This window comes from Enterobacter mori LMG 25706 (assembly GCF_000211415.1).
GTDB classification, from domain to species: domain Bacteria; phylum Pseudomonadota; class Gammaproteobacteria; order Enterobacterales; family Enterobacteriaceae; genus Enterobacter; species Enterobacter mori.
The window spans coordinates 1-12,349 of sequence record NZ_GL890773.1; the positions used below are offsets into that span (position 1 = coordinate 1).

At 53.6% G+C, this 12,349-nt stretch carries 9 protein-coding genes and 4 tRNA genes; 1 reads left to right on the plus strand and 12 read right to left on the minus strand.

The features are described 5' to 3' along the window. Positions 1–64: 64 nt before the first annotated feature. The 3 genes from ENTMO_RS0100620 to ENTMO_RS0100630 all read right to left on the minus strand — a co-directional run bounded on the left by ENTMO_RS0100620 (position 65) and on the right by ENTMO_RS0100630 (position 425). Positions 65–139 (minus strand) — tRNA-Gly (locus tag ENTMO_RS0100620). A gap of 117 nt (positions 140–256) precedes the next feature. After that, a tRNA-Tyr gene (locus ENTMO_RS0100625) sits at positions 257–341 on the minus strand. An 8-nt stretch (positions 342–349) separates the two neighbouring features. Continuing rightward, a tRNA-Thr gene (locus ENTMO_RS0100630) sits at positions 350–425 on the minus strand. A gap of 318 nt (positions 426–743) precedes the next feature. On the opposite strand from ENTMO_RS0100630, the gene coaA reads away from it, so the two are divergent. Next, the gene (gene coaA, locus ENTMO_RS0100635; RefSeq protein ID WP_010426211.1) at positions 744–1,697 is read left to right on the plus strand and encodes a type I pantothenate kinase; all 954 of its coding nucleotides are present in this window, start codon (positions 744–746) and stop codon (positions 1,695–1,697) included. A 39-nt stretch (positions 1,698–1,736) separates the two neighbouring features. On the opposite strand, the gene dppF is transcribed toward coaA, so the two are convergent. The 9 genes from dppF to ENTMO_RS0100685 form a co-directional block, all read right to left on the minus strand. Continuing rightward, positions 1,737–2,735: a dipeptide ABC transporter ATP-binding subunit DppF gene (dppF, locus tag ENTMO_RS0100640; protein WP_010426213.1), complete on the minus strand. Its 999-nt coding sequence runs from the start codon at positions 2,733–2,735 to the stop codon at positions 1,737–1,739. After that, positions 2,732–3,715 (minus strand): dipeptide ABC transporter ATP-binding protein, encoded by a 984-nt coding sequence (gene dppD / locus ENTMO_RS0100645; protein WP_010426220.1) that lies wholly within the window; start codon positions 3,713–3,715, stop codon positions 2,732–2,734. The genes dppF and dppD overlap by 4 nt, the downstream gene beginning before the upstream one ends. 10 nt (positions 3,716–3,725) lie before the next feature. Beyond that, positions 3,726–4,628, minus strand: coding sequence for a dipeptide ABC transporter permease DppC (gene dppC / locus ENTMO_RS0100650; protein ID WP_010426221.1), 903 nt, complete (start codon positions 4,626–4,628; stop codon positions 3,726–3,728). A gap of 9 nt (positions 4,629–4,637) precedes the next feature. Next, a complete protein-coding gene (dppB, locus tag ENTMO_RS0100655; protein ID WP_010426222.1) occupies positions 4,638–5,657 on the minus strand; it encodes a dipeptide ABC transporter permease DppB in 1,020 nt (339 codons plus the stop codon). 161 nt (positions 5,658–5,818) lie between these two features. Beyond that, positions 5,819–7,426: a dipeptide ABC transporter periplasmic-binding protein DppA gene (gene dppA, locus ENTMO_RS0100660; protein ID WP_010426223.1), complete on the minus strand. Its 1,608-nt coding sequence runs from the start codon at positions 7,424–7,426 to the stop codon at positions 5,819–5,821. A 620-nt stretch (positions 7,427–8,046) separates the two neighbouring features. Then, positions 8,047–8,123: transfer RNA gene (locus tag ENTMO_RS0100665), tRNA-Pro, on the minus strand. 91 nt (positions 8,124–8,214) lie between these two features. Then, positions 8,215–9,909: a kdo(2)-lipid A phosphoethanolamine 7''-transferase gene (gene eptB, locus ENTMO_RS0100670; protein WP_010426224.1), complete on the minus strand. Its 1,695-nt coding sequence runs from the start codon at positions 9,907–9,909 to the stop codon at positions 8,215–8,217. A 240-nt stretch (positions 9,910–10,149) separates the two neighbouring features. Then, entirely contained in the window at positions 10,150–11,352 is a 1,203-nt protein-coding gene (locus tag ENTMO_RS0100675; protein ID WP_010426225.1) for an L-lactate MFS transporter, read from the minus strand. Between the two features lie 237 nt (positions 11,353–11,589). Beyond that, on the minus strand, positions 11,590–12,288 hold the full coding sequence (locus ENTMO_RS0100685) for an autotransporter domain-containing protein (protein ID WP_010426233.1): 699 nt from the start codon (positions 12,286–12,288) through the stop codon (positions 11,590–11,592). Between the last annotated feature and the right edge of the window lie 61 nt (positions 12,289–12,349).

Genomic DNA, 12,349 nt, shown 5'->3' on the forward strand with positions numbered 1-12,349 from the left:
TTTTACTGGGCGATTCACCCTTACCAAGGGTGCGCTCTACCAACTGAGCCATATCAGCACGTATTGGAGCGGGCAGCGGGAATCGAACCCGCATCATCAGCTTGGAAGGCTGAGGTAATAGCCATTATACGATGCCCGCATCCTGAAACTCGGCTACCCAGTTCTTTCTGTAACAAAAAAAGAGATTTCTCTCTTTTCATGTTCGAGCTGGCTAATTTTTCCAACCAGCTCCGGCGGCATTTACGCTGCCAGAAAGTGGTGGTGGGGGAAGGATTCGAACCTTCGAAGTCTGTGACGGCAGATTTACAGTCTGCTCCCTTTGGCCGCTCGGGAACCCCACCGGACTTGATGGTGCCGACTACCGGAATCGAACTGGTGACCTACTGATTACAAGTCAGTTGCTCTACCTACTGAGCTAAGTCGGCATCAAGTAGCGCGCATTCTATGGAGATATGCGCAGCAACGCAACTAAAAAATTGCATAAAACGTTCTTTCGCTCACATTTTATGCGAAACCAGTGCTAACCGCTTTAAATTCATCCGCTCGCGGTCAAATATTCAACATGAACCCCTGATTTACCCCTTCTATACCGTACCGTGATACCTCCCGCGTAAAGCATCGCTTTCCCATATTTTTTCTTATTATTCCTGTCATCTGGTGTTAACCTCCTGCCCATTGTCCAAAATTAACTATGTGAAGAGCCATGACCCGGCAGTTTTGTGCTGGCTCACAGAAGCATGCTTATGAGCAAAAAAGAGCAAACGTTAATGACACCTTATCTTCACTTTAACCGCAGCCAGTGGGCTGCCCTGCGTGATTCCGTTCCCATGACGCTGACGGAAGGTGAAATCGCACGGTTAAAAGGGATAAACGAAGATCTGTCCCTGGAAGAGGTGGCAGAAATTTATCTTCCCCTCTCTCGCTTGCTTAACTTCTATATAAGCTCGAACCTCCGCCGCCAGGCGGTACTGGAACAGTTCCTCGGTACTAACGGTCAGCGTATTCCTTATATCATCAGTATCGCGGGTAGCGTGGCAGTTGGTAAAAGCACCACCGCGCGCGTGTTACAGGCGTTACTGAGCCGCTGGCCAGAACACCGCAGCGTGGAGCTGATTACCACCGACGGCTTCCTGCATCCCAATGAAGTATTGAAAGAACGCGGGTTGATGAAGAAGAAGGGCTTCCCGCTCTCTTATGATATGCACCGTCTGGTGAAATTCGTCTCTGATCTGAAATCGGGCGCGCCTAACGTCACTGCGCCGGTTTACTCACATCTGATTTACGACCGTATCCCGGATGGAGACAAAACGGTTGTGCAGCCAGACATCCTGATTCTGGAAGGGTTAAATGTGCTGCAAAGCGGGATGGATTATCCTCACGACCCGCATCACGTCTTTGTTTCCGACTTTGTTGACTTCTCTATCTATGTCGATGCGCCGGAAGATCTGCTGAAAAGCTGGTATATCAACCGCTTCCTGAAGTTCCGCGAAGGGGCGTTCACCGATCCTGATTCCTACTTCCATAATTACGCCCAGCTCTCTAAAGAAGAGGCGATCAACGTCGCAACGGGACTGTGGAATGAGATCAACTACGTGAACCTGAAAGAGAACATTCTGCCAACACGTGAGCGCGCCAGCCTGATCCTCACCAAGAGTGAGAAACACGCTGTCGACCAGATCCGTCTACGGAAGTCATAACGCAGATATAAAAAAACCGGCTTCACGCCGGTTTTTTCTTTACGCATGCGGCTTTTCGCCATTTTCATCCTGATCGACCGCGAAGCAGGCCACCAGTTGCCCACGATAATCCTTCAACTGTGGCTGCAACTGCGTGCAGGGTCCGAAGCGTCGGCTACAGCGGGCATTGAACGCACATCCCGGAGGCGGATTCAGCGGGCTTGGCAACTCGCCGGTCAGCTTAATGCGCTCACGACGATCGTCCGGGTTCAGACGCGGCGTCGCAGACAGCAGTGCCTGGGTATACGGGTGACGAGGATTATTAAAGATCTGCTCTTTCGTCCCTTTCTCCACGCAGCGCCCTAGGTACATCACCATCACTTCATCGGCAATGTGCTCCACGACAGACAAATCATGTGAAATGAACACATACGACAGCCCCAGATCCTGCTGCAGATCCATCATCAGGTTCAGCACCTGCGCACGTACGGATACGTCGAGCGCAGAAACAGGCTCATCGGCAATCACCACGTCCGGGTCGAGCATCAGACCGCGGGCGATGGCGATTCGCTGACGCTGGCCGCCCGAGAACATATGCGGGTAGCGATCGTAATGCTCAGTTTTCAAACCCACTTTCGCCATCATCGCCAGCGCTTTCTCACGACGCTGCTCTTTGCTCAGGTTGCTGTTGATCAGCAGCGGCTCTTCCAGAATCTGCCCCACTTTTTTGCGCGGGTTCAGTGAACCGTACGGGTTCTGGAACACAATCTGGATTTTCTGGCGACGCAGCTTCTGCGCCTGTGGGTCGTGCTTGAGAAGATCCTGCCCCTGATAGTACAGCTCGCCGCCGGTTGGCACTTCAATCATCGTCAGTAGACGGCCCAGCGTCGATTTGCCACAGCCAGACTCCCCTACCACCGCAAGCGTTTTACCGCGCTCAAGGGTAAAGGAGACACCGTCCAGCGCTTTGACCAGGCGCTCGGGGGCAAATAACCCCTTCTTCACCGGGTAGTGTTTTTTCAGGTCGATGGCCTGCAACAGCAGTTGTTGCGTACTCATAGTGTTGGCCTCCCGGCATCATCGAGTGGGTAGTGGCATTTGGACTGGCGACCGTCGGCCAGCAGATTCAGCTCTGGCTCGTCGACGCGACATTTATCCGTCGCATACGGGCAGCGCGGGTTAAGCAGACAGCCCTGCGGACGGTCATATTTACCCGGCACAACCCCCGGAAGCGAGGCCAGACGCGCTTTATCCTGCGCAAATTCCGGCAGCGCGCGCAGCAGAGCCTGCGTATACGGATGACGCGGGGCACGGAAGATATCGTGTGAACTTCCGGTCTCCACCACCTGGCCTGCATACATCACGATGATTTTGTGTGCCGCTTCAGCCACCAGCGCCAGATCGTGCGTAATCAGCACCAGCGCCATATTCTCTTTCTGCTGCAGCTCCAGCAGCAGCTCGATGATTTGCGCCTGGATGGTTACATCCAGCGCGGTTGTTGGTTCATCGGCGATCAGCAGTTTTGGCCGACAGGCAATTGCCATGGCGATCATCACGCGCTGGCTCATCCCGCCGGACAACTGGTGCGGATACACATCCAGACGCGATGCCGGATCGGGAATACCCACCTGCGTCAGCAGATCGATAGCGCGCTGACGACGGGTTTGCTTGTTACCCCCCTGATGCACCTTGATGGCTTCCATAATCTGGAACCCCACGGTGTAACACGGGTTCAGGCTGGTCATTGGGTCCTGGAAGATCATCGCCACTTCCGCGCCCACCAGCTGGCGGCGCTGCTTCTCGGAAATGCGCTGCAGATCCTGACCATTAAATTCCAGGCTTTCCGCCATTACGCGGCCGGGGTAATCAATCAGCCCCATAATTGCCAGCGAGCTGACTGACTTGCCGGAACCAGACTCCCCTACGATACCAACCACTTCGCCCTGATTTACGCTGTAGCTAATGCGGTCCACGGCGCGAAACGGTGTGCCTTCGTCGCCGAAGTGCACCGATAATTTATCTACATTTAATAACGCCATCTCGTGCCTCTTACTGCTTCAGTTTGGGATCAAGTGCATCACGCAGACCATCACCCATCAGGTTAAATGCCAGCACCGTCAGCAGAATCGCCAGACCCGGGAAGGTGACGACCCACCAGGCGCTTTGCGCGAACTGCAACACGTCGGAGAGCATCGTGCCCCACTCCGGTGTTGGCGGCTGCGCACCCATGCCAAGGAAGCCAAGAGCGGCCATATCGAGAATGGCGTTAGAGAAACCGAGCGACGCCTGAACAATCAACGGCGCAAGGCAGTTAGGCAGAATATTGACGAACATCTGGCGCATCGCACCCGCACCCGCCACGCGAGAAGCGGTGACGTAGTCTCGATTCACCTCAACCAGGACAGCCGCACGGGTTAATCGGACATAGTGCGGCAGCGCAACGAACGTCAACGCCAGGGCAGCATTACCTATCGAAGGTCCAAAGACCGCCACCAGCACCAGCGCCAGCAGCAGGCTTGGCAACGCCAGCATGATGTCGACGATACGCATAATGACGTTATCGACGATGCCGCCGAAGTAGCCAGCCACCAGGCCGAGCACAACGCCCATGATCAGCGACAGTACAACAACGAGGCAGCCCACCAGCAGCGACAGACGCGCGCCGTACATCAGACGCGACAGCACATCGCGGCCCACATCATCGGTTCCGAGCAGGTGCGTCAGGCTACCGCCGTCCTGCCACGCAGGTGGCGCGAGTAGCGCATCGCGGAACTGGTCCGCCGGGTTATACGGTGCGAGGAAGTTCGCAAACACCGCAATCAGGATCATGATAACAACATACACCAGCCCTACCACCGCGCCTTTATTGCGCTTGAAGTAGTGCCAGAACTCCTGCAGCGGCGTCATAGGAACCGGTGCAGCGACCACGTTATTTTGAGTGACTTGTGACATGACGGCCCCTTACTTCTTATGACGAATACGCGGGTTCACCACGCCGTACAGCAAATCGACCAGCAGGTTGACGAGGATAATCATCGTCGCAACCAGCAGCACACCGCCCTGCACAACCGGATAGTCACGGCGCTGCAGCGCGTCAATCAGCCAGCGACCGAGGCCCGGCCAGGAGAAGATGGTTTCCGTCCGGATCGCCCCTGCCAGCAGCGCCCCCACCTGCAGACCGATAACGGTAACGACCGGCAGCATGGCGTTACGCAGAGCATGAACGATGATCACGCGCATGCGGGTTAACCCTTTGGCACGCGCGGTACGGATGTAATCTTCGCCCAGCACTTCCAGCATGGAGGAACGGGTCATACGCACGATCACCGCCAGAGGAATGGTGCCCAGCACCATCGCAGGCAGGATCATGTGCGCGACGGCATCAATGAAGTTGCCCTCTTCGCCCCAGATAGCCGTGTCGATCAGCATAAAGCCGGTGAGCGGGTTGGTATCATCAAGGAAGACCATATCGCTGACGCGCCCGGAGACCGGGGTTAGGTTCCATTGCACAGAGACCAGCATGATCAGCATCATGCCCCACCAGAAGATAGGCATGGAGTAACCGGTCAGCGCCAGACCCACGGCGGTATGGTCAAAAATAGAGCCACGCTTAACGGCAGCCAGTACCCCAACAGGAATACCCACCGCAGTGGCGAAAATCATGGCGCAGATGCCCAGTTCCAGCGTCGCTTTGAAACGCGGCACGAACTCGTCCCACACCGGAAGACGGCTTTTGAGTGAAATCCCTAAATCACCGTGCAACACGCCCCAGATATAGTGGAGGTACTGCTGCCACATTGGCTTATCAAGGCCAAGTTCAGCCAGCAGTTGCGCATGACGCTCAGGGGAGATACCACGCTCGCCCGCCATAATCATTACCGGGTCGCCGGGGATCATATGGACGAAGGCAAAAGTGAGAAGGGTGATACCGATAAACGTCGGGATAACGAGTCCCAGACGTCGGAGAATGACCTGCAACATAACCCGGATTCTCTCTGATGACGCACGACCAGTGGCGTGACGTCTGTATTGCTCACAAATGTAAATTCCCTCTCCCTGTGGGAAAGGGTTAGGGTGAGGGAATGCATGCACGACCCTCACCCCTGCCCTCGCCCAAAGGGAGAGGGAGAACACCCTACTTATTATTCAACAGATACGTTTTCGAAGTGGTGTTTGCCCAGTGGATCAACCACGTAGCCCTTCACTTCTTTACGCACTGGCTCGTACACGGTGGAGTGAGCAACAATCAGCGCCGGGGCCTGATCGTGCATAACAACCTGCGCTTGCTTGTACAGTTCAATACGTTTGTTGTGATCGTCGGTCGCACGCGCCGGCTGGATCAGATCTTCAAACGGCTTGTAGCACCAGCGAGAGTAGTTGGAACCGTCTTTCGCTGCCGCGCAGCTGAATAGGGTGGCGAAGAAGTTGTCCGGATCCCCATTGTCGCCGGTCCAGCCCATCATCACCGCCTGGTGTTCACCCGCTTTGGCGCGCTTCAGGTACTCGCCCCACTCGTAGGTCACAATCTTGGCCTGAACGCCGATCTTCGCCCAGTCAGCCTGAACCATTTCCGCCATACGGCGCGCGTTCGGGTTATATGGACGCTGAACAGGCATTGCCCACAGTTCAACGGTAAAGCCTTTATCCTGGCCTGCTTCTTTCAGCAGCGCTTTCGCTTTCTCAGGATCGTAGGTGTAGTCCTTAATGTCGTCGTTATAGCCCCACATGGTTGGTGGGATCAGGTTCTTGGCAGCAACGCCAGCACCCTGGTAAACGGCTTTGATGATCGCTTCTTTGTTCACCGCGTAGGTCAGCGCCTGACGCACTTTCACGTCATCAAACGGTTTCTTCTCGGTGTTGAAGGAGAGATAGCCCACGTTCAGGCCAGCCTGCTCCAGCAGGTTGATGTTCTTGTCCTGCTTCATACGAGCGATGTCAGCCGGGTTCGGGTACGGCATAACCTGACATTCGTTTTTCTGCAGTTTTGCGTAACGCACGGAAGCGTCAGGCGTGATGGAGAAGACCAGGCGGTCGATCTTCGGCTTGGTGCCCCAATAGCCTTCGAAGGCTTTATACAGAATGCGGGAGTCTTTCTGGTACTGCAGCAGCTGGAATGGACCGGTACCGATTGGATTCAGGTCAACTTTCTCCGGCGTACCGGCTTTCAGCATGTTGTCCGCGTACTCTTTAGAGAGAATAGAAGCGAAGTCCATGGCCAGGTCAGCCAGGAATGGCGCTTCCGGACGCGTCAGCACGAACTGAACGGTTTTATCGTCCACTTTTTTCACTTCGGCGATCAGGTCCGGCAGACCCATCCCTTCGAAGTATTCATAGCTGCCGCCAGACACTTTATGGTACGGGTTCTGGGCATTTTTCTGACGGTCGAAAGAGAACACAACGTCGTCGGCGTTAAAGTCGCGCGTTGGTTTGAATTCTTTGCTGTCCTGCCACTTCACGCCCTGACGCAGGTGGAAGGTATAGGTTTTACCGTCTTCGCTGACTTCCCACTTCTCAGCCAGACCCGGAATCACTTCCGTGGTGCCGGTTTTAAATTCAACCAGACGGTTATAGATCGGTACAGAGCTTGCGTCGTACGTCGTACCAGAGGTAAAGAGCTGTGGGTTAAAGCCTTCCGGCGAGCCTTCAGAACAGTAAACCAGGGTTTTTGCCTGTACGCTTGCTGCTACGGTCATAGCCACCAGGCTCAGACCAAGCTTTAGCATCCCTGACTTCTTCAAGGAAATACTCATTATTCTGCTCCAATGTGATGTTTTGCTTTGTTGTGTTACGCCGCCTGACCTTTATTTATTTTTTACCCGGTCTGGTCGGTGGTGCCCGAAGGCTTTAAAGGGATGGAGAATCCTTTCAGAAGAGCGTTTGAGTTGCAGCGCAGATCGTCCCTGAAATGCCCCTCATGCCCTACAATCTGTCAACAGAATGTGAAAACGTCAATACAGGTGACGGGGATTTACGCGGAGTGTGAGAAACCGCAAACAAAGATTAAAAAAACCTCTGGCGCCAGTTTTCAGCAGGGAAATTTATGCTACTCACCATGTGGCAGCACAAATATCTTCATATTTCGCAACATGTAGTGATTAACTTTTATTCAGATTGGGTAAATTTTCTTGCGGAATGGTGATTATCTGAGCACTAAATTCCGCGAACGTTAAAACGCACAGCGAAAAATGCTGAGCTTATCCATAAGCAACGCGAAAAAAGATCAATCCATATATAAAAAAATACAATGGATAATGTCACAAAATCGTTAACAGGCAGGGTGAAACAGGGCTAAGGGGCGTTTTAGTGAGTCTGGCTGGCTAACACCATAATGCAAAAAGGGCTAACCTTGCGGTTAGCCCTTTTTTAAATGTGGTCGGCGAGAGAGGATTCGAACCTCCGACCCACTGGTCCCAAACCAGTTGCGCTACCAAGCTGCGCTACTCGCCGAATGCGGAGCGCATCTTACTGCTGAGGTGCGCCCCCGTCAATCCCTTATTTTCAAAAAGCCATTCAACTGGCGATATTCTCGCCAGAGCAGCTACTGCGCGGCTTTTGCGGTGTTATCAGGGAGTTTACACCAGTTGTTGTTTTCGTTAATCCCACCGTTCGGTGAGGTATAGCCGAGACAACCCATAATCGTGTCGTACAGCTCAACGTGACGGCGCGGGACCTTGATCTCTGCCTGCTGCTTCAAATGCGCAAACATTTTGGCTTTGTCAGGGTTCTCAAGGTACTTATCCGACATCCACATGATCATCGGCACGCGGAACTGCTCCGGCGGCGCAAGCTTGCGTGGCGTACCGCGCAGGTGTTCTTTTTCGTTGATTGACTCGCCGTGGTCAGCCGCGTAGATCACAATCGCTTTCTTATCGCGAAGCTCGTCGATCACCCTGCTCAGGAACGTGTCTACATACAGAATCGAGTTGTCGTAGGCATTGATCAGCTCCTGCTTGCTGCAGTTTTTGTTAATGCCGACACACTCAGGCGTCCACTTCGCGAAATCGCGCGTATAACGCTGGTAATAGCTGTAGTGCGAGCCTTTGGTATGCAGCACGATAAGGTGCTTACCCTGCGGATGGTTTTTCAGCGACTGTTCCATCTCGGAGAGCAGCAGCATGTCATCGACATTCTTCCCACGGTTGCGCGGCTCGGCACCAATCTGCTCACGATAGGCGATGTTATCCGCCATGGTGTTGGTGTAGAACCACATCTCACTTTGCATAGCGAACAGGTCGGCGCTAAATCCAAGCTGCTTCAGTACAGCAAATACGTTCTGCTCTTTGAGCGTACGCTGCGGGTTATCGCTGGCACCGCCTTCACGCACAAACATACAGCGCAGAGAGAGCTTCGTCGCGGTATCGCAGGAGTAACCGCGGTAAGCCACGAGGTTCTTTTCCTGGGCCAGTTTTGGCGTGGTATCGCGGTCATAGCCGAGAATACCCATATGATCCCAGCGCGTGGTTTCACCGATAACAAAGATGACGTAGGTATCATCCAGCCCGTCAGCCGGTGCCACGTAATTGAATTTTTTCGTCGGATTCATCAAGGATTTTACATCACTCGATTCGTCCGCCTGTGCCCAGGCATACAGGCCTAAGGCCGAGAGCCAGTTGGAGGGCAAATAGGAGTTAGCGACCACACCGCCGTAGCTTGGCATGTCTACGCCCGTCGCTTTTTCGATGCGTTTTTGCTGTTTTTCCATCAAGCGAATCGGTGCCCAGACCAGTAATCCGGCCAACAGAACAACGGCGATATTCCGGATCCGCTGCCCGCGCGTGCGTAACTGGCGTAACAACGTATAGCGGCAGGCATTACTCCAGATAAAGAAGAGCGGTATCAGACAGGTTAAAACCGTCCAGACGATAAAGCCCTTACCTACGACCTCTTTCGAGAGATCGATATCGGTGGTCATGACTGACGCCACAATCCCATAGCCAATCACCACATTCATAAAGGTCATGTAATAACTGGCGGCGGCAGAAATAATGACAACCAGTGAAGCCAGAATTTGCCACGGGCGTCGGCCAAAAAGGGAAAGCAGACGTAACAGGAAGAAGGTAGCGAGGATGGAACCGAACACTTCAATTGCAGCAAAAATTCCATTTCTTACGGTGAGGTGCTCGAAATAACCTTCCACTCGTCTGAACAGCACCGCGCCATTCAGAAATAATCCGATATAGACAGCCAGCATCAGACACAATCTTTGCTGGGTAAGAGACCTAATGTATTTCATGCAAACAACCCTGGGGGAAGGGGTATAGAGACCCGCCGACTCTCATCGAGAAAACAGACAGAGTAAGTATGTGCGTAGGAAAGCGTTATCAGAAACGTCTACAAGCGCGGTAAGTAGACCACAGCGGGAGAGAAAAGTGGCAGCAGAGAATGTGATCCGTGCAAATTTTTACAAAAAAGCAAGTCAGGAAGCGTATCCCTCAGCGCAAAAAAAGAGGCCATTACGGCCTCTCCTTATTTGTTACGCATGCGCTTCGCTAAATACTTCTCGCTGCGGCTGACGAATCGTCGTCGACAACGCCAGAGAAATAATCAGCAAGGCAAATATCACGCAGAAGGTCACATAGAACCCGCCGAACAATGAAGCAATTAACGAACCGCAGATACTGCCGATCCCGAAGCCCAGATAGATGACGCCGTAGTTTTTTGCCAGATTGTTCAGGCCGAAGAACTCGCTCACCAGAGACGGGAAAACGGTAATGGTGCCGCCAAAGTTAAAGGCCACACAGGCAATCGCGGCAAAGAAAGTGGCCTCATTCAGCGGTGCAAACAGCAGTGCCGCCATGCCCACCAGCGAAACCACCTGCCCTATAGTAATGACCCGGATACGGGCAATTTTGTCAGACAGAATACCGAGCACCAGACGGCCCGAGAGGTTGGCAATAGAAATCACGGTGACCGCATTCGCCGCCGTGGCCGCGTCCAGTTTCACCATGCCCTGCGCGATATCTTTCGCCACGCCAATGACATACAGACCGCTCATGCAGGCCGTCAGGAACATCACCGCCAGCATCCAGTACTGTGGTTTGCGCATGGACTGAGCCAGGGTGAAGTCATTCTCCACCACGCCGTTAACGGATTTCACCTCCTGCTGTGGCGCATCGGTCATCAGCGTTGCACCGAACAGAATCATCACCAGAACGATAACGCCCCAGATCATAAAGGTTTTTTCGAGGCCAACGGAGGCCAGCAAATGGGAATCGATAAATTTGAACCCGAGGCTGCCCAAACCATATGAACCGATGGCAAACGCAGAGATCAAACCTTTACGCTCCGGGAACCACTTCACGCAGTTCGACAGCGTCAGCAGATAACCAGCACCATCTGCCAGCCCCACCAGAACCCCGGCGCTCAGCCAGAGCATCATCAGGTTGTTGGAATGCGCCGTCAGGAAAAAGCCCACGCCCAGCAGTATCCCGGACGCCATGGTGACGCGCTTAACGCCAAAGCGCTCCTGCAGTTTGCCCGCGACAGAAGAGGAAAGCGCCAGCCCCAGGCTCAGCAGGCCGAAAGAGAACGCCACCTGGCTCACCGGTGCACCGAGCTTATCGGAAAGCGCACTGTTGAACAGGCTCCAGGTGTAGACCGAGCCCAGCGCGAACTGGGTGACGATAGTGCCGAAAAGCGTGAGCCAGCGCGTACGGTTATAAGTTGAAGTGTTCATGGCAGTTGTCCTGCAAGAGAAATTAAGGAAGTTCGCTGAGGACAACAATAAACAAAACCTTATTACCGCTGGGGTAAAACGGCATGAAATGCAGGAGGAACGGAATGAAATGCCTGGAATCGGGAATGAATGACCTTGCCGGGAACGGCATGCACAATTGTTAGTGCTCGCTACCGCGACAAGGCGCGCCGTTATTGTATTTAAGATGTTATCGCAACGTTGGAAAAAGTGACAACTTTAAAAGTTTGCACTCACACCCAGGGTGTACATAAACTCCTCGCCCGTCGTGGTGTTTTCCCCCTGAGCCAATGACGCATAGGCCGCCATATGGGTTGTAAACGGCATATCCGTTCCGACGGTCACGTCCATCCAGCTGCTGTTTTGTGCAATAGCAGGCGTCTGTGACATCCCGAACTGAGATTTCCACTGGTTCTCGCCAAACTGCTGATTGAAACTGACCTGCGCCCAGGGCCGAAGATCGCCATATTGCGTATCCACGCGCCAGCCCAGGCTGCTCACGCTGGCATGCCAGAGCGGATCGGTCAGCCCCTGCGTCGTCACGCTATCACCGAATTCATTAATCATCATGGGTGCCGTGCCATCGTAACGCCACGCCATCACCGGGCCGGTTGTTATATTTCCCGCCAGCGGAAAATTCCAGCCCACGCTCATACTGCCTTCCGCTGTCGGGCCGGAAGGCGAATTCAGGGCAAGCCCAGGTCCAGTTTGCGAAGTCTTAATACGTTCTGCCAGAATGTCTTCATAACGCGGTTGGTGATCCGCATCCCATGTATAGCGTTCCGCCGTATTACTTTGTGCGTCTGAAACGATATATTCCTGTTGCCAGGCAGATGCTGTGTGACAAAAAAACAACCACGCTGAAATCCCCACCAGGCCAGAAACAGCATGGCGACCACTGATTTTTTTTATCATCATCAAAGCGACTCCAGAAAGAGCCAATTTCGGCGATATTTATCGTTGTTCAGGAAGAGGTTAA

Bases quoted from the DNA above. Each gene is read 5' to 3' on its own strand.
- coaA (WP_010426211.1), top strand. From the start codon at position 744: ATGAGCAAAAAAGAGCAAACGTTAATGACACCTTATCTTCACTTTAAC.
- dppF (WP_010426213.1), bottom strand. From the start codon at position 2,735: ATGAGTACGCAACAACTGCTGTTGCAGGCCATCGACCTGAAAAAACAC.
- dppD (WP_010426220.1), bottom strand. From the start codon at position 3,715: ATGGCGTTATTAAATGTAGATAAATTATCGGTGCACTTCGGCGACGAA.
- dppC (WP_010426221.1), bottom strand. From the start codon at position 4,628: ATGTCACAAGTCACTCAAAATAACGTGGTCGCTGCACCGGTTCCTATG.
- dppB (WP_010426222.1), bottom strand. From the start codon at position 5,657: ATGTTGCAGGTCATTCTCCGACGTCTGGGACTCGTTATCCCGACGTTT.
- dppA (WP_010426223.1), bottom strand. From the start codon at position 7,426: ATGAGTATTTCCTTGAAGAAGTCAGGGATGCTAAAGCTTGGTCTGAGC.
- eptB (WP_010426224.1), bottom strand. From the start codon at position 9,909: ATGAAATACATTAGGTCTCTTACCCAGCAAAGATTGTGTCTGATGCTG.
- ENTMO_RS0100675 (WP_010426225.1), bottom strand. From the start codon at position 11,352: ATGAACACTTCAACTTATAACCGTACGCGCTGGCTCACGCTTTTCGGC.
- ENTMO_RS0100685 (WP_010426233.1), bottom strand. From the start codon at position 12,288: ATGATGATAAAAAAAATCAGTGGTCGCCATGCTGTTTCTGGCCTGGTG.